The organism is Phyllobacterium sp. CL33Tsu (assembly GCF_900113985.1).
Taxonomy (GTDB): Bacteria; Pseudomonadota; Alphaproteobacteria; order Rhizobiales; family Rhizobiaceae; genus Phyllobacterium; species Phyllobacterium pellucidum.
On the sequence record NZ_FORJ01000001.1, the window covers coordinates 261085 to 282515 of the forward strand.

Below are 21431 nucleotides of genomic sequence, written 5' to 3' on the forward strand. Positions count from 1 at the left end.
TCCGCCTTATTCCTTCGGAGCGGCGAAGATCTTTTTCAACTCGCGTTTTTCGCCATCCGTAAGCGGTGTGATCTGCGCAGGATTAGCGCGACGCCGCCGTATCGAAATAAGAATGGCGAATCCTCCGGCAACAAGCGCAGCGATCGGGAAGCCCCAAAGCAGGAGCGTCGAGAACTGCAACCGCGGTTTCAGAAGCACGAACTCGCCATAGCGCGCGACAAGAAAGTCGAGCACCTGCTGGTCAGTATCGCCCGCGACCAGTCGCTCGCGCACCAACAACCGCAAGTCCTTGGCAAGATCGGCGTTCGAATCGTCGATCGACTCGTTCTGGCAAACCATGCAGCGCAATTCTGCCGAGATGGTACGGGCACGTTTCTCCAGGGCCGGATTGCTCAACATTTCGTCAGGCGACACCGCCTGCGCTGCGCCAGCCAGGCACAAAGAGAGGCCGAGGATAATTAGAACGAGCAGGCGCTTCATGCCGTCGCCCGCGCCTTCGATATCTTCGCTTTCGCGGGAGCACCAATGCGAAGACGCCGGTCGAACAGCGAGAGACAGCCGCCAGCCATCATCGCAACGCCGCCGAGCCAGATCAGAGTGACCAACGGTTTCCACCACACCCTCACAACGACGCCGCCATCCTTGGCCGCATCGCCGAGCGAAACATAGAGCTGGCTGAACCAGAACGTCTTGATGCCCGCCTCCGTCGTCTGCATCTTGCGGACGGGGAAGAAACGCTTTGACGAAAGGAGAACCGTCACTTCGGTACCCGAACTGTTAAGGACCGTAAAGTGACCCTGATCTTCGGTGTAGTTGGACGATTTCACGGACTCGGTCCGGTCAAAACGCAACGTATAACCGCCCGCGGCGATGGTATCGCCGGGCTTCATCACGAGAACGCTTTCCGTTGCAAAAGTCGACACCGCCACAATGCCGAGCAGAGTGACGCCGAGTGCGAAATGCGCGAGCGTCGTGCCGAAAACCGAACGCGGCAGACCGACGAGGCGCTGGAAGGCAGTGCTTGCAGAGGTCTTGCCGAAACCGGTCTTGAGAACGAGATCGGTGATCGCGCCAAGCATCAGCCACACTGCAAGACCGATACCAAACGCCGCGAGAACGCCGGACGCCGACGTCTGGTAGAGCACGAGACCAACGGCAATGAGCGCGATAAAGAACGCGGCCATCAATCGTTGCGCTACGGCGAGAATATCTCCGCGCTTCCAGGCAAGGAGCGGTCCGAACGGCACCGCGGCCAGCAACGGTAGCATCAGCGGGCCGAAGGTGAGATTGAAAAAGGGCGCGCCCACCGAAATCTTCTCGCCGGTCAGCGATTCGAGCAGCAGCGGGTAAAGGGTGCCGATCAGAACAGTTGCCGCTGCCGTTGTCAGGAAGAGGTTGTTGAAGACGAGCGCTCCTTCGCGGGAGATCGGTTGGAACAGGCCGCCGGGTTCCAGCGTCTGCGCCCTCCAGGCGAAGAGCGCCAGCGATCCGCCGATGAAGAGCACAAGGATCGCGAGGATGAACAGGCCGCGTCCCGGATCGGTCGCAAAGGTATGAACCGACGTCAGCACGCCGGAGCGAACAAGGAATGTGCCCAGCAATGACAACGAGAAAGTGAGGATCGCGAGCAGTATCGTCCAGATTTTCAGCGCCGAGCGCTTCTCCATGACGAGCGCCGAGTGCAGCAGCGCCGTTCCCGCGAGCCACGGCATGAACGAAGCGTTCTCGACCGGATCCCAGAACCACCAGCCGCCCCAGCCAAGTTCGTAATAGGCCCAGTAGGAGCCCATGGCGATGCCGCCGGTCAGGAACAGCCAGGCGGTCAAAGCCCATGGGCGCACCCAGCGCGCCCAGGCGGCGTCGATCCGGCCATCGATCAGGGCCGCGACGGCGAAGGAAAAGCAGACCGAGAACCCGACATAGCCGAGATAAAGCATGGGCGGGTGGATGGCGAGGCCGATATCCTGCAGGATCGGATTGAGATCCTGGCCTTCGATGGGCGCGGGATTGATGCGGGTGAAGGGATTGGACGTCGCCACGATGAACAGAAGGAAGGCACTGCCGATCCAGGCCTGCACACCCAGAACATTAGCTTTGAGCGCCGGCGGCAAATTATTGCCGAAGAAAGCGACGAGCGCGCTGAAGAAGCTGAGGATCAGCACCCAAAGCAACATGGAGCCTTCGTGGTTGCCCCATACGCCGGTGAATTTGTAGAGCAGCGGCTTTTGCGAATGGGAATTCTCAAAGACGTTCTGCACCGAGAAATCGGAAAGGACATAGGCTGTCGTCAACGCAACGAAGGAGAGCGCGATCAGGGCGAAGACCGTGAAGGCCGCGGGAACTGCGACCGCCATCATCCGCTCGTCGTTGCGGCGCGCGCCCAGAACAGGCAGGACCGCCTGCACTATTGACAAGGCAAGGGCGAGTACCAGCGCGAAATGTCCAAGTTCCACTGTCATTGCTGCTTTGCCTCCCCTTGCCAGACACCCTTGGCTTTCAGACTGTCTGCAACCTCCTTGGGCATGTAGTTCTCATCATGCTTGGCGAGGACGCTATCGGCAACGAATGCACCGCCCGGTGTGAACCTGCCCTCGATCACCACCCCCTGGTCCTCTCGGAAGAGGTCCGGCAAAATGCCCTCAAACGTCACAGGCACGCTTTTGATGTGATCGGTAACGGCGAAACTTACTTTCGCGCCCTCACCGCGCACGACGGTACCCTTTTCGACGAGCCCGCCCAGCCGGAAGCGCGACTCCGACTGCATATCGGTTGCCTGAATATCCGACGGCATGCGAAAGAAGGCGATCTTCTGCTGAAGCGCAAACAGCACGAGCGCTGCCGCGACGCCGAGAACGAGCAGCCCGCCGCCGATCACCGAAAGCCGTTTCTGTTTGCGCGTCATCAATTTTTCTCCGGCGTCCCGGGCTCGTCTTCAAGCCCGAGGTCCTTGGCAACCGCATCAAGCTGAGCGACCTTGTCGGCACTCAGAACCAACTTTGCACGCCCAAGCGCTTCAATCGCATCGTTTGGGCGGTTGAGAACCACGTAGGAGCGAACCAGCCGTTCCCAGCCCTCCACATCATCAGGCGATTGTTTCAATTTTTCGGCAAGCCCGGCGACCATCGTTTCGATCATCTCGGCACGATCCTGGCTGCTCATGCCGGCTGCCGCTTCGACCTGCGAGGCATCGGGGCCCGTCTTTTCGACATTGCTGACATCCGGCGCATCACCTGAGATTTCCTGGTCCAACCTGGTCAACGCGGCCTGCGCCTGATCGCGCCATGGAACGTCCGCGGGTGCTTCGACCAAAAGCTTCCTGATCAGATCGCGGGCTTCCGAGAGGCGACCCTGCTGCATCCACCCGTCAATGATGAAGAATTGCGGACGCATGTCCTTTGGATCGAGTTCAAGCGCGTGCTTAAAGACCGCCTCCGCCTCAGGCGTGACCTTGCCGTCGGCGGCAGCCGTCATCGCCTGCCCGAGGCCCAGTTGCCGCGTCGCGGTGTCGCCATTGAGGCGGATTGCGTTCTGGAACGCGGTTATCGCATCGGCAGGCCGGCCAATGCGAAGATAGATTGGCGCCAGCACCTCCCAGCCCTGCCCATCGTCCGGGTTGAGCGTAAGATGGGCCTCGGCGCGCGCTATGAGCTCGGCGGGCGTACTCTGATCCGGCGGGCGCGACAGGCGCTCGGCCAGCGGCTGCGCCGGAAGATCAGGCGAACCCGTCTTCGTATAAATGCCCCAGGAAATCAGGGGAATGGCAATAACGGTTGCGAGCGTAAGCCATTCGCGCAACGCGCTTTTCTGCGGGCGAACGCTCGTCCTGTCGGCTTCGACAGCCTTTGCAGATTTCAGCAGGCGGCGGCCGATCTCGGCCCGCGCCTGTTCGCTGCTTACATGGTCTATGAGCCCGCGCTGTTCGTCCGCGTCAAGTTCAAGCAGCTGATCCCGGTAGACTTCGACATCGTATTGACTGTCCGATGCCGATGGCTTGACGCGGCGCGTCAAGGGCAGAAGCACGAGCAACGTCGCGCCCACGGTCAAAATTGCAGCGGATATCCAGAAAACCATGGGTTGAGACATAGACTCCCATCCGCCTAAAATCCAAGGGATTTCGCAGATAGGGCATTTCGCCGCAAAACTAAAATGTGATCAGATTGCAGCTATGTAAGCGGTGTCCAGCTGCCGTCTTCATTTCGGCAAGCCGTCCCGCGCGCTGATTGCGGGGTGCCGTCTATCCTCACCGTATGCGTGTACTGGCGGCAATTTTGCGATCCTACCTGATAGGGCTGCGCGGCAACCACCTCCCCGGAGCGAGTGCCAGTGCTGTTCTTCCACTCGACGGTCTTGCCGGCGGGAGAATACTCCAATGCCTGGTATTCGGCTTGCAGGGCGCGCTTGCGATCGGAGGCATCGAGCGACGCATTGCCGACCAGCCCATTGCCGAGGGCTGCAATCACGCCGGAGGCCGGCGCCTTTGCGCCTCCAGTGAGGCCGCTGATGGTTCCGCCGCCACTTTTCGATGCTGAGGTCGTCGAGCAGCCGGCGAGGAGTGCGACCGCTAGGAGGGAAATGGCAATCTCAAGTTTCATCATCTGTCCGTCTACAAATACATCAAATACATGGGCAGCAATCGTTTATGGCCTGATTGAGCGCCGTCTTGCAAGCCTCATTCAGGTTCCGGCGACGGGCAGTGTCAAACGGGCGCTCAAGCCGCCAAGATCGGCACTGCGTTCCAGCCGAAGTGTGCCGCCATATTCACGCACGGTGTCGTGGACGATGGAAAGCCCAAGACCGGTGCCCGGCTTGCTCTCGTCAAGTCGCTTGCCTCGCGTCAGGGCATCCTTGATCTGTTCGGGGGCGAGCCCCGATCCATCGTCATCGACGCTGATCTCGAATCCGGCATCTACCTGGCTGAGCCTAAGCCTGATGACGCTATTTCCCCATTTGCCGGCGTTCTCAAGGAGATTGCCGACCATTTCTTCAAGGTCTTCCTGTTCGCCTGCAAAGATGGCATCGTCCATATAATTGTCGAAGCGTACCTCCTTATCGGGATTGAGCTTCGCCGTTACGCGCACCAACCGTTCAAGGATCGGTGTCACCGGCGCTCGAAACACCACGCTGTCGCGCTGGGCGGCGACGCGGGCGCGCTGCAGATAGTGCTGGACCTGTACCTGCATAGCCGCGCTCTGCTCGGCGATGAGGCGCCCCTCGGTACCGCCGATCGTGCGGCTTTCATTGACGAGGACCGAAAGCGGCGTCTTCAACGAATGGGCGAGGTTTCCGACCTGGGTCCGCGACCGTTCCATGATGCGGCGATTGTTGTCGATCAGCGCATTCATCTCGCGGGCAAGCGGCGCGATCTCATCGGGCAGGTTCTCGTTGAGGCGTGTTACCTTGCCTTCGCGAATGTCGGTAAGGCTCCTTCGTACACGGTCGAGGGGTCTCAGGCCGAAAAGAATGACGGCAGCGTTGATCAGCGTGCCGCCCAGCCCGAAGATACCGAGGTAAAAATACAGCGTATGGCGAAAATTGGCGATTTCGCCTTCAACTTCGCTGAGATTGCCCATGACGCGGAACCGGGCGACACGGTTCTCCGCGTCGAGGACGACCTCCGTTTCGACGACAGAGAGCTGCTGCCCATTTGGCCCTTCTTCCGTGTATGAGCGTTGAAACGAGGTGTCGAAGGGAACGAGGAGCGTGGACGGAGAGTCGATGCTCTTGTCGCCAAGCGAAATGGAGCGGAGCGAGCCCTTGAGATTGTCACCCACCGGCTCGACCGACCAGTACCAGCCCGACATGGGGCTCGAATAGCGCACTTCTCCAGGATCGGGGCGTCCTGCAAGTGTGCCGTCATTGACGCTGACCGACGCGATGACGCTGAAGAGATGGGCCGAGAGCAATTGCTTGAAGCTTTGCAGGCGCGCCTCGCCATAGAGCGCCGAGATGATCGTGGCAATCGCGAAAAACGAAATGATGGTCCAGAGCGTCGACAGGGTGATGACGCGCAGAGAAAGCGAACGCAGGCTGGGAAGATAGCTGCTCAGGCGGATGTTCACGCGTCGCCCTTTGTCCTTGTGATGATCGAAAGCTAGTCAGCAGCGGTGGCCGGACACAATCAGGACTTGCTGTCCTGTGACTTGATCCGGTAGCCCATGCCGCGGATCGTTTCGATCAGATCCATGCCCATCTTCTTGCGCAGACGTCCAACAAAGACTTCGATCGTATTGGAATCTCGGTCAAAATCCTGGTCGTAAAGATGCTCGACGAGTTCGGTGCGCGAGACCACTTCGTCCATATGATGCATCAGGTAGGATAGAAGGCGAAACTCGTGCGAGGTCAATTTCAGCGGCGTACCGTTGACCGTGGCTTTCGATGTCTTCGTGTCCAGCCGCAACGGTCCGCATGTAATCTCTGACGAAGCATGTCCTGCGGCGCGGCGGATAAGGGCACGCAGGCGCGCTAGAACTTCCTCGATGTGAAAGGGCTTGGCCACATAATCGTCCGCGCCGGCATCGATACCGGCAACCTTGTCGCTCCAGCGATCGCGCGCAGTGAGCAACAGGACCGGCATGCTGCGGTTGTCCCGCCGCCACTTTTCAAGAACCGTCAGGCCGTCCATCTGCGGCAGACCGATATCCAGCACTGCCGCGTCATAGGGCTCCGTATCCCCCAGGAAGTGCCCCTCCTCGCCGTCAAAAGCCTTGTCGACCACATAGCCGGCCTCGGTCAGCGCTTCGACCAGTTGGCGATTGAGGTCACGATCATCTTCGACGACGAGTATTCTCATCCATTGTTTCCCAAGCGCAAACTCAGTTTGCCGGAACGGCCACTTCGACGCGGCGTGGCCGTTCGCCATCCCGGCCTGGAATGAGCACCACAACCACGCATACTTCCTTGCCGTTCTGCACAACGGACGTGGCGCGCGCAAGGGTGCCGCCTTGCGAGTCCGCGACCTGTTGGCCGACAGACGAACAATCCGCGGCTTGGGCGCTGCCGGCCCCAAGGACGCCAGCGACCGATATAAGGCCCGCAAGGGGCAGGGAGAAAATCAGGTGTTTCATCATGGCGTTATTAGTATCGCTTGGTGTCTGAACGATGCATGAACAGTTGGGATGCAAAGGGCAGGATTGCCACTACGTCACGCCTTTTAACACTATATTTCTTTACGTGAAATGAGCGACGTCGCACTTATGCGGCCAAATAGCGCTGCGATTCCGCTGAGCGCGGTCATGAATTGTACGATGGTCTCGGTGAGTTCGGCCGGTTGAACATGCTCAACGGAAATGTTGAAGAAGCCCGAGCAGGATAGCAAAACCGTAACGATCGATGCCCAGATCGTCTTCGAAAGGTACCAGGGTTTTTCATTGGTCATAATCAAATCCCTTTAAAAAATGGCTTTATTTCAATAGTTTATGGCGAATTGCCAAATGAGCCTGCCGGCTGGGTCCCGTGACGGCCGAAATCATCGCGACGTAGAAGTCAAAGTCTGCATCAGGATTGCCCAAGTCGTCCCGGCGCTGCGGCAAGCCATAAAGCCAGCTCGGACCAGCAACCTCCACGGAACGCACCACGCGCTCGCCAAGGCGAATCTCGATGCGGTAGGCCTCTCGTTCCTCGCCGAGTGGTATGTCGGCGGCAAGCCAACTATCCGCATCGATTCGGCCGCGCCTGATCCAGCGGAAGCGCAAATCGCCATTGGCCTCAAGGCTTGTTTGCAGGTGCACCGGCTCAAGCGGTTGCAGAGCGCGCAGGCCAGCCGTCGCCGCGACGGTCGTATAGAATTGGTCGGTAAATTCCTCGCCGGACGCTCCGATGCGCCAATTCAGGGTAAGCCCCGCCTCCTGCGGTTTCAGTCCGATCGGCGCGACGGCACGGTCGAGCAGGATCAATGTCGTTCCTGCCGGCCTTGCTTCGCGCGCTTCCCGCTCTGTTCCGCACTGCCCACGCAACAGCCCGGACAGCCGCCAGCGATCGCTCTCAACCTCTTCGGCGTTCTGAAACTGCAGCATTTCCCAATGGCCGCCTGCGGTCGCCAGCAAAGCAGTGTTGCCGCCGTTGAGCATTTGGGAAAGGGTAATTGACCGCAGTTCGCTGGAGTGGAGATGAACTTCGAGGAATTGCCCGTAGATGAGCCGTCCGCTTTCGCCACTGACAGAAAAAGGAACAGTCAGTTCGCCCATTATGGCCGGGTCTGTCAGCTTCGCCCGGGCTTCGAAGCCCGACAATTCCGGTGAAGCGAAGGCGCTGACCCCACGCCAGGGTTTGGCGAGAGCCGCAATCCGGAATTGATCCGCAGGCTTTTCGATCCCGGGCCACATCGGCAGATCGATGAGCTCGAAATGCGGCTTCCCGACGATCATGACGCTGCCGGCAACGGGGGCCGCAGGAAGGTCTGCCTTGACGGGGTAGCGGACGTGGCGCGACATCGCCCTCGCGGCAACGCGGCGTGTTCCGCCATCCTCGAAGGAGGTGACCACGAAAACCGATGCGGCATTCTCGCCGGGGAGCCTGATCTTGTCGCCGGGTTTCAGCGCCGCGTGCTTCCAAGGGAGTTCGCATACGAGCGAACGGCGTGCGGCGCGGCGCGCTTGCAGCCGCTCCTCGGCCAGCGAAACGGCCTGTCCCTCATCGATCATTCCTGCAAAGGTGAGGTTTTCCGTGCCTTTGCCGTCGGGCCGTTCGGCGAAGGCCACAGCCCCCTGAAAGTCGAGCAAGGGATCGCGATAGGCAATTTCGACGCGTGACGGCTGGTCCATCAACTCGTCCAACCGCCATTTGACCGGGCCGGAATCCTCCTGTTCCACTAACTCGTCGATCAGAGCCGCCTCGCCGCTGAGCCGCGAACTGCTTCTGAAGATCAGCCGCCCGCCATCCTCGAAGGCGTCGATCCCGAAAAGCGTCAACAGCGGCTCGAGCGCCGCCCGCACGCTTGTGGGCTCATCGATGACGTAGCCACTGACGAAGCCGTCGACGGCGCTTGTGTCAAAATTTGTCGCCCCAAAATCGCGGAGGATCGCCGAGAGGAGCTCGTCCAGCGCCACGCCGGAAAGCCGTCCGTTCAACCAGTGACCGGTGGTCCAGTTGCCTCCGTCTGCCCACAGCTTGCGATTGAGCGGGAACTCCGGAAACGGTCGCGTGTCCCAGGCCCAGACATAGAGGCGCTCCTTGTCCAGCATCTGGCCATCGCCGCCCGCAATCCAATGACTGAAGTGCGCGCGCAAATATCGGTTCTGGGCAAGATCATTGCGCCCGTGGTCCGAGAAATAGGGAAATGCGCCTTCAGAGGATTTCATGTCCGGAAAGACATTCGGCTGGTTCGGCCCCTTGTCGGCCGCCGGACATCCAAGCTCCGTAAGCCAGACCGACTTCATCATCGGCCGCCAGGCGGTCGGCGTGGCGCTTTCAACCCCGCCGATGCGGTTGAAATGCAGGTTCTGCCACCAGCTCGGAATGTCCTTGTAGCGGTAGATCCATGGCTTGCCTCGCCCATCGGTGATCGGCGTCCGCTTTCGCGTCGTCCGGTCGGTGCTGGATGCATAGTACCAATCAAACCCTTCACCGGAAGCAATCTGCGATCGCAGGGCGGCGACGTCGTAAGGTGCCGCGAAACCGTCCGGCCCTGGCACGCTATAGTCCTCGTCGCGCCAATCGCTGAGCGGCATATAATTATCTATGCCAACGGCATTGATGTCGGGATGCGCCCAAAGAGGGTCGAGATGGAAATAGACATCGCCGGACCCGTCCTGTGGATGGTGGCCGAAATACTCGGTCCAGTCGGCGGCATAGGTCAGTTTGCAGCCGGCGCCGACCACCTTACGGACATCGGACGCGAGTTGGCGCAGCCCGTCGACAAACGGAAAGCCGTTCGACTGGTCCCTGACGATGGTCAGTCCGCACAACTCCGAGCCGATGAGGAAGGCGTCGACGCCGCCCGCCAGTTGAGCGAGATGCGCCATGTGCAATATCATGCGCCGATAACCCCAATCGTCGGCATCTCCCTTGAACTCGACCTGCCCCTTCTTGACGCTGAAGTCTTTTGCCTTCCCGAGAAATGCCGCGATCTGAGCCGCCGCGTTGGCCGTCCGATTGGCGGTGGCGGGCCGCAACGGCGCCGGGTGGCAGGTTATGCGGCCCCGCCACGGAAAGGTCGCTTGACCGCTACCCCCGTAGGGATCGGGCAGTTGGTTACTGTCCAGAATATCAAGCATGATGAAGGGGTAAAGCGTCACCCCGAGCCCCCTCGCCTTCGCATCCATAATCGCGGCGATCACGCTCGCATCGGACGGCGTGCCGCCGTAGGCCGCGCCCTCAGCAGTCCGCGAGATCAAATGAGCATCGGATCGAGCGATGCCGCCGGCGTACCAGGGTTTGCTTTCGCCACGCGCCTTGCGCTCCATCACGCCCGGCTTGATCCGGCACTCACCGGCGCGTAGGTCCGTCCCGAACCACGGGACCACGATCGCGACATGCTTCAGCGAGGGGCAAAGCGCCTGTAGCTCGTCCATCGAGGCCTGCCAGTCGCTCTGTGCGCGCAGGCAATTGCGATTGAGCGATCGCGTCTCGCCCTTGCTCGGCTCGTCTGTCACAGGTTGCGGCGATAATCCGAACTCGGTCGCGCCAGGTATCAAAGCGACTGCCGGCAGATCACGAGCGGCAGCACCGACAGCGCGAACCACCTCAAACTGGAATTGCGGAATACGCCCGCCAAACTCATCGACAGGCATGCGCTCGAAGACCACATAGGCCGTGCCGCGATAGGCGGGGGCATTGCCGGCTCCCTGCTTGGCTTCGATCAAGGGATCGGACGGCTGGGTCTCGCTGCCCTTGTACACCCGCATCGTGCATTTCGTCTGGTCGAATTCCTTGCCGTCGGCCCACATGCGGCGGATCAGACTGATCTCGCCATTGGCCACAGCGATGGCAAAATTGGCAAGATACGAATATTCGGTGACTTTCGGCCCGCCCTTGGAGCCGCGCCGATCGCTCTTGACCTCTTCGAAACGCGTCGCCCAGACCAATGTGCCAGGCAAACGCGCGGTTCCGTAGAGACGCGGCAGCCCGGCACCTTCTTCTGCAACGGTCGGCCGCATCGACGACATCCGGCCCGTTTCGACGCGCTCGCCAAACAGGGCCTGATCGATGAGATAGCCACCGAGCGAGGCGGCCGCGGTCCCGATTGCGGCTGCCACCGTACCCTGGCCCAGCAGCCATCCCGCCGCAGTTGTCAGAACAATTGTTGCCATCTAATTGGATCTTTCAGCAATCTGCTGCCGGTTCAGGAAATGCGAAGGCTCCGGCAACCCGGCGGCGCCATTGCGGCACAAGGGCCGATTCCAGTACCGCATGTCCTTCATAGGCGTGAATGAAGCGCTCAGGACCGGCCAGGATACCGAGATGCTTCGCAGCGACATTGTCTCGCCAGCGAAAGACGAGCAGATCGCCGGTGCCTGCTTCGCAAGGCGGCTTTTCGATCATGTGCCGCTGCGCGGCTTCAAGCAGCGGATCGCCACCGCCCGCCTCTGCCCAATCCGCCGAATAGGGTGAGACCTGTTGCGGCTCGCTGCCATATAGCGCACGCCAGATGCCGCGTACGAGGCCCAGGCAGTCGCATCCGACCTGGCAACGTGATCCCGCATGGCGGTAGGGTGTGCCGATCCAGCGGCGCGCTTCGGCAACAGCAAGGTCAGCAGCCGTCATGGTACCAACGGCCCGCCATCAAAATTGCCCTTGCCGTCGGCGTAATTGTAGGCGGCATCGTTGCCCGGCAGATGCGGGAAGCCGCGAAAGTTGACGCTGTTGCCAAACTTCGCCTTACATTGGGCAAAACTCTTGTCGCATCCCGGCAAAAGTTCGAACCGATCGCCGACCTTCGGATCCGGAAACTGCGCGTCGCGCAGGCCGAGCCGTATTCCGCCGCCATATTGCCCGCTGCTTAGAGCAACATTTGACGTGCCGTTCATCCAAGTGAGCGCTCCATTGTCAAACCACTGGCCAGTCGGCGGCTGCAAACCCGAGACCACGATTTCGCGATCGGATAAAATCTGGATCACCACGCCGGCCTGTTTAGCCGCACCGTAGCCGCAACGACGGTCTCCGAGTTGGGCGTCGCATCGACGAGTGACGCGCCTGCCGCTGATCTTATCGAGGTCGGCGGCACTGCTTTTCAGTTCCGCCACGAAACGCCCGCCTGAGCGGATAATCGCGCCAATACGCGAACTTCGCAGAAGGGTGCACTGGTCGGGAGCATTCCAGTTGACGAGCCAGGTTTCTACCACCGCCAGATCGAATGCCCCGCGTTCGATGTCCGCAACAGCGATGCTCAGAGACGAAAGCGCGCCCTCCACTTCCGCGCTGTCGACGCTGAGCCCCAATGAGGTCGTTGCCTCGCTGCCGCTGAGGCCCGTCTGGGGCTCGCAGGCAACGCCGGCGACGGAGAGTGTCCGGTCGTGATCTGTGAAGCCGAAGGCCACTGCATCGCGACGGCGGATAATCCAGCAGAAACAATGCGTTGTAGCTTCACCTGCAAGATGTGATTCCAGCAATGGCGAAATTTGCGTCATGCCTTCACCTCGATGATCGGTATGGATGGAATTTCGCCTGCCTTGAATGATCTCAGGCTGATTGCAAGACGATCCGTATCGAAGCGGGCCGGCACGTCGAAGCTGAAACCGGCGGTGATGCTTGCTCCCGCAGGCGGGACTTTTCCCTGCTGGAAACTGACGCGTCCGCTCATGATATCGACGGCGAAATCGCCGCCACTTCGCTCTACCCCATTGACCGCGACGCGCACGCTGCCGGGCTCGGGCTTGGTGATAGGCCTCACATATTCACCGTATCGCTTGGTCAACTGAAATATGGCGTTAACGCCATCGCCATGCCCAAGCCACTGATCGGCAGGAGAAACCGACTGTCCAGACTTGCATGACAAATGATCGAAAGGATCGCGGAACCGGAAAGCGTAGAGCGAGCCGCGGCGCGCCTCGAAGAATGTCAATACGCTCTCGAGATCGGCGAGCGACCGAATGCCGGTGCCCGCATCATAGTGACGCCGCGATTGGGCCCAGCGCGCATTGCGCTGTTCGAGACCGGAGGTCAGCGGAACGATCTCATTGCGCCATTCGGGGCCGCCGGTCGCGCCGAACGACACGCCGGTTGGAAAACGCACGTCATGGAAACCAGTCATGGTTGGCCGCCTTTAAAGGGTTCGCGCCCCGCGTTGAACCGCACGCGCCAGCATGCCGGTCATCTGCGCTTCCGATTTGCGGAAGGAGGCGGCATCCGGCGTCGTCACGTTGAAGGTGACATGGAGGGGTGCGCCGCCACCCTGGGATACGACACCAAGCTTGCCGTCGGCACCGCGCGCCAGCGGCATGATCGCCTCGGCGCCGGCTTCGCCCATCAATCCCAATGCACCGCCATCGTTGAAGTAAGTAGGACTGTTGACGACACCGCCCTTCGCATGCGGCTTTGCCCCCTGGAGACCGTTGAACAGCCCTTCAAACCAGCCGGACGCCATTTTCTGCAAGGGTGCAAGACCGGCGCCGAGGGCCATGTTGGCAAGGCTCATTCCGAGGTTGCGCAAGACATCCTCAAAACTCCTGCCGCTGACGGCCGCACCCTTCAGCGCGTCGCTTATGGAGCGGCCGAATTGCTTTGACCTCGCTTCAAGGTTGGAGAGAACGTTTTCAACGGACTTCGCATCGGCCGTAATTTTCAACGGCACGGCAAATTCTTCGGTGGCCATTCATTGCTCCACATCATCGGGAAACATGCGCATAAGTTGTTCAATTTCGGATCGTGTAGGTGCCAGGAGCGCGCGCGGCCGCGCGAAGGCGGCGTTGAGCTCGCGCAAGGTCATGGCCCAGAACGCCGATGGCGCGAGCCGCAGCAGGCCCAATCCCGCCTTCATGATGGCGTCCCATGGAAAGGCATCGACTGGCTGATCTGCTGCGGCTTTCAAGGGTTTGGCGGCGCTTGCTCCGATTTTGAATCACCGAAGGTCGCGCTCAGCAGTTCGCTCACGATGGTTGCAAAGCCGGCGGCTGCGCCCTCCGTGCGCATCAGAGCCACTGCCTCTGGCCCTACGTCGTTCCCGCCGCATCTAAGTCCAGCAGCGATGATCTTTATGAGATCGCCGGCAGAAAGCGCGCCGCCGGCAAAGCGTCTCAGCAATGCGCCAAGGTCCTGCGCCCCAAAGGCGTCCTCGAGTTCGGCAAGGGCGCCAAGCGTCAGGCAAAGCGTAAAGTCGCGTCCGTCGAGATTGGCGCTGATCTCACCACGGCGGCGGTTAGGCATGGGCCGCCTCCGTGAATTCTACCGGACCCGCGGATTCCAGCGCGATCTCGAAGGTCACCTCGCCGTCATGCGCGCCACCATATTCCAGCGCCATGATCTGGAACAGTCCGCGCAGGATGCCGAAATCCGGCAGGACGACCTGCCAATTGGCGATGGTGCCGTCGAAGAAGGCCTGGCGGATAAGCGCGTCGGATTGTGCATCCTTGAACAGCCCGGAGCCGCCGATCGAGGCGCGCTGCACACCGCTTCCGCCGAGCAGTTCGCGCCAGCGGCCGATGGCGTCGGCATCCGTCACGTCGACGGCTTCGGCGTTGAAGGCGATGCGCTTGGAGCGCATGCCGGCAACGGTCATATAGCTGCCGGCGGCGTTGGCGATCTTCAACAGAATGTCTTTGCCTCTTTGGGCACCCATCTCGTGTCCTTTCTTATGGCTGTTCTTCGGTGACGGCGCGGTAGCGGAGCACACCGAGGTAGCCGTCTCGATTGTCTTCGGGCCGCGCCAACGACGATTGCGGAATCAGGTTGATCAGCCGGTGGCCGGTGAGCGTCAGTTGCGTCCCGGTCAAAAGCCGATCGATTGCATGCATGATCTGCATCACGGATTTGCGGCCGCTCGCCCGATCCCAGACATTCAGCGTGAAGATATGTTCGCTGCCACGCTCGCTCGCCGTGCTCCAGTCGTAAGTCGTCGAGGCGCCAAGCGTCACATAGGGAAATTCCGCCTGCGCCGGCACGCGGTCGTAGACACGGGTATTGATCAAGCTTTTCAGCGACGGATCCGCCTTCAAGAGTGTTAGAACCGCCTTCTGGAGTTCCAGTCCGGCGCTTGTCATCGCTTCGGCTCCGGCATGGGCTGGCTTGAGACGCGCACCGGTGTCTCAGGCTTCGGTGCTGCGATTTCCTTCTCGGATAAAGCGATAGCTTGCCAGCGCAGGGTCCTTATGAGATCGGCGACCGTCAGCTCCATGGTGATTTTCATTGAACCTCCTCGCGCACGCGGCAGACAAGATAGCGGCCGCTCTCATCCGGATCGTGCAGTGTCAAAATCTGGAAAATGCGGTTGCCTTTGCGCAGGCGCATGGCGCTCGTGATATCGCGGCGCATGCGCAGGGTTATGCGATGCGTCGCCTCGGGAAGCGCCTGTTCGCCCAGCCAGCGCACCCCTGCGTCTATGGGCTCGACCTGCGCCCAAAGCGTGCCGATTTCGGTCCAGGCGACGACAAGGCTGCCGGCATCGTCCATGTCGTACCGGGGCTCCTCCAGCGACAATTCCTGCGACAATCTTCCAGGATCGATGAACAGCGTCGGCATCAAAGGGATATCCTGCGCCAAAGGTCGACCGTCCGCTCGAAGGCTGGCGGATAGGAGACTGGCTGTTGCGAGACATCGAAGACGCCGCGAAACTCATACCAGTGCGCGACAAGGGTCATGATTGCGTGGCGCAATGCATCGGGGACGTCCGTGCCTGCGTCCCCGAAACCGGCCTCGAAATCGATCTCGAGGCCGGAGAGCGCCGCATGGCTCGGTGCAGCAAGGTAAAGCCGCGCTGGACGGGTCGAACCGTTCAAGTGAATAGAGTCTTGTGCAAGAGCGACCGGCGTCCCGTCGTCCTGGTATGCTGTGACCGAAACAATGGAGCGCAGGGGATATTTGGCAATCTTGATCAAGCCATGCCTTGGCCAGCAATCGGCGTAAAGTCGCCAGGTCTGGGTGATGAGCGCAAGCCCGGATTGCTGCTCCAGCGTTTCACGCGCCGCCTTGATCAGACCAATCAGGAGCGCGTCCTCGCTGACATTGTCGAGACGCAAAAACTGGCGCAGTTCCGCCAGCGTCACCGGCTCGAGCGCCGGCGCCGTCAAAATTGCACGAGTCATGGAAGTGTCCTGATTGGAATGGGTTTTTGGTGCCACACGGCACTCTTCCGCGCGGGAAGAGTGCCGCCGTGCCGGGTTCCTTATGAGGCCGCGAACTTCAGCAGCTTGATCGCTGCAAAATCCTGGACCCCGCCGCCGACGCGCTTGGTCGTATAGAAAAGCACGTAGGGCTTGGCTGAGTAAGGATCGCGGAGAACACGCACGCCCATGCGATCCACGACCAGATAACCGCGGGCGAAATCGCCAAAGGCGATGGCAAAGCCGCTGCTGGAGATATCCGGCATGTCCTCGGCCTCAGTCAAACCAAAGCCGAGCAGAGACGCCTGCTGGCCCGGCGCGGCAGGCGGTACCCAGAGATAGTTGCCGTCATTATCCTTGAGCTTGCGCACTTCCGCCTGCGTCTTGCGGTTCATCACCCAATTCGCATTCTGGCGATAGCCGGCCTTTATCGAATAGATCGTATCGAGAAGAATGTCGGAGGCGGCAGTTGCCGGAAACTTCGCGGCAACGCCGGTCGCGAGGAAGCCGATCTTGCCCCACGCCCAGGCATTTTCCGCCACCGTGTCGTAGTTCAGAAACCCGCGCGGCTTGTTGACGCCGTCGCCGGAGACGAATGCCTTGCCTTCCTGCTCGGCAAAGGCGGTTTCCACCTCCGCCGAGATCCACTGTTCGACGTCGACCGCGCCATCGTCGAGCAGCGATGCAGTCGCCGCCGGCATGGCGTAGAGTTCCATGGTCGGGAACTGTAGCTCTGCCAGCTTGGAGGCATCGGTCTGCGGCCTCGCATCGGTTTCGCCAACCCAGCCTACTGCCGGCCCCTTGATCGAGAAAGGCTTCTTCAGCAGCGAGCTCGAAACCTGCCGCACCGAGGCAAGGTTGCGGATTGGCGAGATTGCGGCCAGCCGTGTGCCGATCTCGCGTTCCATCTCCGGGGGCACGAGGTAGCCACCATCGGCGGCGGTGCCTATCGACAGCGCCTTGGCTTCGATCGGGCGCAGACCGCTTTCGTCGCCGCGCCGGACATAGTTGTCAAAAGCCGTCTTGTGCTCGAGCGAGACCAAAGGGTCAAAACCGCCATCGAGGTGGGGACGTGCCCGCTTCAGCAGCATGTGGTCGATGACCCGCTTTTGCTCGTCAAGCGTGTCATTGATCCGGTCGAGCTTTTCATTCGTCAGCACGTCCGTTCCGCCCCGGCGCTCGATTTCCGCAAGCCGGTACTCGTTGGTGCTTTTATACTCGTCGAACGAGCGCATGAACGCATCGAAGGAATCGTCCACGCTGCTCGCGTTTTTTGTCTCAAGCATTGATGTCTGTTGGGTCATCGTTTTTCCCTTTGGTCATTGAAATGGCGTTACGGCCCTGATGTATCTGGCAGCGGCACGAAGCTTGACCGAGAGGCGCTCCGCTTCGGTGGGAGCCTGCCGGGCGAGGCTCTTCACTTGGCCGACGCGAGCCGAGGGCAGCATCGGGAATGTCACCACCGAGATCTCCCAGAGATCGGCTTCCTGGATATGGCGGATGCCGGCCCTGCCGGATCTGGCGCGCACCGTTCGAAACCCGATCGAAAGGCCATCGATCGCCCCCGTTCGCATCAGTTCGAGGATTTCCCCGGCACGGGCGACTCCCTTGGTCAGCCGGCCCTCTACATAAAGACCGCGGCTGTCTTCCCTTATCTCGGTCCATACCCCTATCGGCTGGTTGGGATCATGCTGCCAGAGCATGCGGATGCCGAGCGCGCCGCGTTCGCGTACGGATTTGGCAAAGGCGCCGGGTTCTATGGCGTCCTTGCCTAGATCGACCTCGCCAAAGAGGCTGGCGTAACCGGAGAAGCTGCCATCGGGCGTAACCTTTTCGATGGAAAGCCCGGCAAATTTCTTCTCGATCACTGGAGATATCGCTTTAGCGCGCATCCGCGATATCCTTTTTGTTTCCATTGCTTGCGTGACAATGCGGAGTTTTCGATTCACCCGTGCGGGCGGCAAGCCGCGCAAACAGGCCGAGCGCCGTCCAGGCCGCGAGACTTGCGGCCGTTGCGCCCATCAGCATCAGTTCGCCGTCACCGAGCTGACCGCGAATATCGAGCTCCACCGCGATCTTGACGCCTGCGGCACCGCCGAAAGCGAGCCCGCAGACAATACCGACGATAAAGCGGATCGCAGCTTCGCTCTTGTCCTTCGGCAACATGTAGGCAAGCGAAACAGCCGATCCTGCTACGGCGCCGACCGCTTTCGCCGCGAGTATCCAGGCGGCGTCCGACCAATGTGTCATAGTCAATCTCCCGAAGTTTTCTGCGTGTAGCCGACGGCCTCGCGCTTCTCCTCATCGCTGAGGAACGGCGCGGCGGCGATGCGTTGCCAAAGGGCGTCGCGCTCCTGCGCCAATCCGTCGACGCGGTCGAGATCAGGTTCGAGCCTGAATTTGCCGCCATAGGCGGGGCCGAGCCAATTGCTGAAAGCCTTTGCCGTTCGCACCACCAGCGGAATGACGCTGAGGCGATAGAATGCGCGGTTGGCTTCCGCATAATTGGCGTAGGTGTTGTCGCCCGGAATGCCCAGCAACATCGGCGGGATGCCGAAGGCGAGCGCTATGTCGCGGCTTGCCGTATTCTTGGCGGCGACAAAGTCCATGTCGCGCGGCGACAGACCCATCGACTTCCAGTCCAGTCCGCCCTCAAGCAGGAGCGGGCGTCCCGCCTTGGCGGCGCCCGTATAACCTTCTTCAAGCTCGGCCTTCAGACGGTCGAACTGTTCTTCGCTAAGATGGCTCGTTTCGCCCGGCGCATAGACCAGAGCGCCCGATGGGCACGCCGAGTTGTCAAGCAACGCCTTGTTCCAGGTCGCTGAAGCATTATGGATGTCAAGCGCCATCGACGCCGCTTCGAGCGGCGCAAAGCCGTAATGATCATCGAGCGGGTGGAACAACTTTAAATGCAGGCAGCGGTCTTCGCCGAGCGGCACCGTCCGCTTCTGCACGCCGGCACCATAGGTGAGCGCCGTCGGCCAGCCGCGATCGTCCGCGACGATACGCACGCGGTCGGGTCTGAGAAGATAGAGTTCGCTCGCGCCGCTGCCGCTTTCCACCCGCTCCACATAGGCATTGCCCGACAGAAGGAGGTGACCATAGAGCTCTTCGAAAAAGCTCGACCCATCCATCCCGCGATGCGGATCGGCGAGAAGCTGGAGGGCGGGATGGCGGCTGTCTTCAGCATCGCCTTCATAGAGCAGCCAGGGGATCGAACTTGCAGCTTCGGCGAGATGGCGTACGCAGCGATAGACGACAGCGTTGCGCATGAAGCCTTGCCGCGACAGTCCGCAATAGCCGCTCTGCGACCAACGCGCTTCGCGCTCGAGCTGCAGTGCCACCAGGCCCGGCGCGGATTTACGCTGGAGATGCGGGTTCTCGTTCGCGGCGCCGCGGCGCCACGGCCATTGAATTGCCATTTGACTATTGCTCTCCGTCTGACGGATTGAATTGAGGCAGTCGCCGTTAGGCCACGACGCGCACGCGCGGACTGCCGTCGCGGCGACGGAACAGATCGCCCAGCGCCCAGACCAGGGCGTCCACACGATCGGGCGAACGTCCGCTCGATAGACCGGAGGCGGTGAAATCGCACATCTCGTCCTCCAATTGCCGGAACCCCCCGGCGTGACGCACCCTGCCCTGTTCGTAGAGCGCCGCGATCGGTTCGGCGCGCAAAGCCTTGCCGCGATTGGCCCGTACGGAACGGACCGGCACCGCTGCATCCTCGGCTGCGATAACCGCCGCGACCATATCGCCACCCTGGTTGACCTCGGCGATGATGAGGTCCGCTTCAAGCCGGTGAAAGAGTGCAATTGCCCGCCTCGCCCACTCGTGCGGCTTGGCCGGGGCAAGGCTCGCATCGGCCAGTACCCAGGCGATACCCGCGCCATCGAGCCCTGCGGCGACGATCCCGCATGCGTCCGACTTCTTGTTCGCGCTTGCCGGCGGATCGATAGCCACAACGATGCGCTTCAGATCCGGCACATCAGGACAGTGGATCTTCTCCAGCAATGGGCGCGACCACAGGGCGTCGGGGTTGTCCTCGATCAGTTCACCATCAAGTTCCTGTCGGCCGAGACGCGTTCCGCCATAGAGTTCGCTGACATGATCGATAAAGCCCGGGGCGAGGTTCGCCGCATTCTCTTCGGTTCGCATGCGCCAGACCGGAATTGCCGGATCGGCGATCATGGCTTTCAGGAGCGGCAAGGGACGCGGCGTCGTCGTAATAACCTGACGCGGCTTGGTGCCGAGCCGCAATCCGAATTGCAGCATGTCCCAGGTCTCCTGCAGATTGCGCCATTTCGCCAGTTCATCGCACCAGGCGGCGTCGAATTGCGGGCCGCGCAGGCTATCCGGATCCTCCGAGGAGAACATCGAGGCCGTCGCGCCATTAGCCCAGAGAAGCCGGCGGCGGCTTGCTTCGAAGCGCGGACGCTCGGCCCGCGACACCGCCATGATCCCCGAAGGTCCGTCGATCATGATTTCGCGCACGTCGGCATGGGTTTCGCCGACAAGTGCGATATTGCCGGATTTGACCGTGGAAAAGGGCGGAAGTGCGTGAACCATGCCGTTGACCCATTCTGCACCCATCCGTGTCTTGCCGGAGCCGCGCCCGCCGAATATCAGCCATGCGTGCCATTCACCGCGTGGCGGCTGTTGTGCATCGCGCCCCTGGATCATCCATTCCCGGACCGCGGCTCTCGACTCCCGTTCGTTCAGATTGGATCTGGACCAATTCTCTTGCCCGCATTTCCGCAAGTTCATCGATCCTCTCGTCAATGCGCGTCAGGACGTTGCGCAATTCGTCGGTGCTGAGGCCGCCAACGGCTTCGAGTCTTACGGCGGCAAATCGTTCCTGGAGATCGCCCACCTTTTCGATGGTGCGGGTGAGCAACGCCAGCGTGTCGAGTTTGGTCTTGCTGAGGCTGTCTTCCTCAAGCGCAGTCAGCGCTTCCACCTCTTTTTGCAAGAGGTTCATGATCTTCTCGGCGAGCCGCAATTGCCGGCTCTTTTGTTCGAACCCTCCGCCGGACAACCCATGGCGCTTTAGGGCGCGCAGGAACTGCGCTTCGTCCTCCCCGAACAACGGCGCGATCTCGGCTGATGAAATGCCATAGTCACGGCAGAGCGCAACTGCGCTCCGCCGCCGCATGACGGACGAGGAAAAGGCCATGAATGTCCTGAGAGATCGCTTTGCGAACCGTCAACGATCGCAGCGATGCTGCCCTGCGGAGCGCT

Annotated in this window: 27 protein-coding genes; all 27 read right to left on the minus strand. The window is 60.9% G+C overall.

What is annotated here, in order from left to right; all coding sequences use genetic code 11:
• Positions 1–6 precede the first annotated feature (6 nt).
• The 27 genes from BM074_RS01340 to BM074_RS01465 all read right to left on the minus strand — a co-directional run bounded on the left by BM074_RS01340 (position 7) and on the right by BM074_RS01465 (position 21366).
• A complete protein-coding gene (locus BM074_RS01340) occupies positions 7–480 on the minus strand; it encodes a cytochrome c-type biogenesis protein (RefSeq protein WP_091919246.1) in 474 nt (157 codons plus the stop codon).
• Positions 477–2459, minus strand: a complete 1983-nt coding sequence (locus tag BM074_RS01345) for a heme lyase CcmF/NrfE family subunit (protein ID WP_091919247.1) — start codon at positions 2457–2459, stop codon at positions 477–479. The genes BM074_RS01340 and BM074_RS01345 overlap by 4 nt, the downstream gene beginning before the upstream one ends.
• Entirely contained in the window at positions 2456–2902 is a 447-nt protein-coding gene (gene ccmE / locus BM074_RS01350; protein ID WP_027229939.1) for a cytochrome c maturation protein CcmE, read from the minus strand. Before ccmE ends, BM074_RS01345 begins: the two co-directional genes overlap by 4 nt.
• The gene (ccmI, locus tag BM074_RS01355; RefSeq protein ID WP_091919249.1) at positions 2902–4083 is read right to left on the minus strand and encodes a c-type cytochrome biogenesis protein CcmI; all 1182 of its coding nucleotides are present in this window, start codon (positions 4081–4083) and stop codon (positions 2902–2904) included. The genes ccmE and ccmI overlap by 1 nt, the downstream gene beginning before the upstream one ends.
• An 80-nt stretch (positions 4084–4163) precedes the next feature.
• On the minus strand, positions 4164–4592 hold the full coding sequence (locus BM074_RS01360) for a membrane protein (RefSeq protein ID WP_027229941.1): 429 nt from the start codon (positions 4590–4592) through the stop codon (positions 4164–4166).
• Positions 4593–4673: 81 nt separating this feature from the next.
• Positions 4674–5975 (minus strand): sensor histidine kinase, encoded by a 1302-nt coding sequence (locus BM074_RS01365; protein WP_091921361.1) that lies wholly within the window; start codon positions 5973–5975, stop codon positions 4674–4676.
• 143 nt (positions 5976–6118) lie between these two features.
• On the minus strand, positions 6119–6790 hold the full coding sequence (locus tag BM074_RS01370; protein WP_027229943.1) for a response regulator transcription factor: 672 nt from the start codon (positions 6788–6790) through the stop codon (positions 6119–6121).
• Between the two features lie 22 nt (positions 6791–6812).
• Positions 6813–7064, minus strand: a complete 252-nt coding sequence (locus BM074_RS01375) for a hypothetical protein (RefSeq protein ID WP_051614801.1) — start codon at positions 7062–7064, stop codon at positions 6813–6815.
• A 92-nt stretch (positions 7065–7156) separates the two neighbouring features.
• Positions 7157–7375 carry a hypothetical protein gene (locus BM074_RS01380; RefSeq protein ID WP_091919251.1) on the minus strand — a complete coding sequence of 73 codons (219 nt, stop codon included), beginning with the start codon at positions 7373–7375 and terminating at the stop codon, positions 7157–7159.
• 25 nt (positions 7376–7400) lie between these two features.
• Positions 7401–11246: a baseplate multidomain protein megatron gene (locus BM074_RS01385; protein WP_091919253.1), complete on the minus strand. Its 3846-nt coding sequence runs from the start codon at positions 11244–11246 to the stop codon at positions 7401–7403.
• Between the two features lie 13 nt (positions 11247–11259).
• Positions 11260–11700 carry an NlpC/P60 family protein gene (locus BM074_RS01390; RefSeq protein WP_027229946.1) on the minus strand — a complete coding sequence of 147 codons (441 nt, stop codon included), beginning with the start codon at positions 11698–11700 and terminating at the stop codon, positions 11260–11262.
• Entirely contained in the window at positions 11697–12563 is an 867-nt protein-coding gene (locus tag BM074_RS01395; RefSeq protein ID WP_091919255.1) for a DUF2163 domain-containing protein, read from the minus strand. The genes BM074_RS01390 and BM074_RS01395 overlap by 4 nt, the downstream gene beginning before the upstream one ends.
• Positions 12560–13186 carry a DUF2460 domain-containing protein gene (locus BM074_RS01400; RefSeq protein ID WP_091919257.1) on the minus strand — a complete coding sequence of 209 codons (627 nt, stop codon included), beginning with the start codon at positions 13184–13186 and terminating at the stop codon, positions 12560–12562. The genes BM074_RS01395 and BM074_RS01400 overlap by 4 nt, the downstream gene beginning before the upstream one ends.
• A gap of 12 nt (positions 13187–13198) precedes the next feature.
• Entirely contained in the window at positions 13199–13747 is a 549-nt protein-coding gene (locus BM074_RS01405; RefSeq protein ID WP_091919259.1) for a phage tail tape measure protein, read from the minus strand.
• On the minus strand, positions 13748–13963 hold the full coding sequence (locus BM074_RS01410) for a rcc01693 family protein (RefSeq protein WP_280139055.1): 216 nt from the start codon (positions 13961–13963) through the stop codon (positions 13748–13750).
• Entirely contained in the window at positions 13960–14298 is a 339-nt protein-coding gene (locus BM074_RS01415) for a gene transfer agent family protein (RefSeq protein WP_091919261.1), read from the minus strand. Before BM074_RS01415 ends, BM074_RS01410 begins: the two co-directional genes overlap by 4 nt.
• Entirely contained in the window at positions 14291–14710 is a 420-nt protein-coding gene (locus BM074_RS01420; RefSeq protein WP_027229952.1) for a phage major tail protein, TP901-1 family, read from the minus strand. The genes BM074_RS01415 and BM074_RS01420 overlap by 8 nt, the downstream gene beginning before the upstream one ends.
• Positions 14711–14723: 13 nt before the next feature.
• Positions 14724–15131, minus strand: coding sequence for a DUF3168 domain-containing protein (locus tag BM074_RS01425; protein ID WP_091919263.1), 408 nt, complete (start codon positions 15129–15131; stop codon positions 14724–14726).
• Positions 15128–15277 (minus strand): hypothetical protein, encoded by a 150-nt coding sequence (locus tag BM074_RS22910; RefSeq protein ID WP_155810799.1) that lies wholly within the window; start codon positions 15275–15277, stop codon positions 15128–15130. Before BM074_RS22910 ends, BM074_RS01425 begins: the two co-directional genes overlap by 4 nt.
• Entirely contained in the window at positions 15274–15609 is a 336-nt protein-coding gene (locus BM074_RS01430) for a phage head closure protein (RefSeq protein WP_027229954.1), read from the minus strand. Before BM074_RS01430 ends, BM074_RS22910 begins: the two co-directional genes overlap by 4 nt.
• Positions 15609–16172 carry a head-tail connector protein gene (locus BM074_RS01435; RefSeq protein WP_139217608.1) on the minus strand — a complete coding sequence of 188 codons (564 nt, stop codon included), beginning with the start codon at positions 16170–16172 and terminating at the stop codon, positions 15609–15611. The genes BM074_RS01430 and BM074_RS01435 overlap by 1 nt, the downstream gene beginning before the upstream one ends.
• Before the next feature lie 80 nt (positions 16173–16252).
• On the minus strand, positions 16253–17494 hold the full coding sequence (locus BM074_RS01440; protein ID WP_091919267.1) for a phage major capsid protein: 1242 nt from the start codon (positions 17492–17494) through the stop codon (positions 16253–16255).
• Positions 17495–17509: 15 nt separating this feature from the next.
• Positions 17510–18082, minus strand: a complete 573-nt coding sequence (locus BM074_RS01445) for an HK97 family phage prohead protease (RefSeq protein ID WP_091919269.1) — start codon at positions 18080–18082, stop codon at positions 17510–17512.
• Positions 18072–18440: a DUF6107 family protein gene (locus BM074_RS01450; protein WP_091919270.1), complete on the minus strand. Its 369-nt coding sequence runs from the start codon at positions 18438–18440 to the stop codon at positions 18072–18074. The genes BM074_RS01445 and BM074_RS01450 overlap by 11 nt, the downstream gene beginning before the upstream one ends.
• Before the next feature lie 2 nt (positions 18441–18442).
• Positions 18443–19612 carry a phage portal protein gene (locus BM074_RS01455; RefSeq protein ID WP_091919272.1) on the minus strand — a complete coding sequence of 390 codons (1170 nt, stop codon included), beginning with the start codon at positions 19610–19612 and terminating at the stop codon, positions 18443–18445.
• Between the two features lie 46 nt (positions 19613–19658).
• Positions 19659–20873, minus strand: coding sequence for a DNA-packaging protein (locus BM074_RS01460; protein WP_091919274.1), 1215 nt, complete (start codon positions 20871–20873; stop codon positions 19659–19661).
• Positions 20833–21366: a hypothetical protein gene (locus BM074_RS01465; RefSeq protein ID WP_091919276.1), complete on the minus strand. Its 534-nt coding sequence runs from the start codon at positions 21364–21366 to the stop codon at positions 20833–20835. The genes BM074_RS01460 and BM074_RS01465 overlap by 41 nt, the downstream gene beginning before the upstream one ends.
• Positions 21367–21431 lie beyond the last annotated feature (65 nt).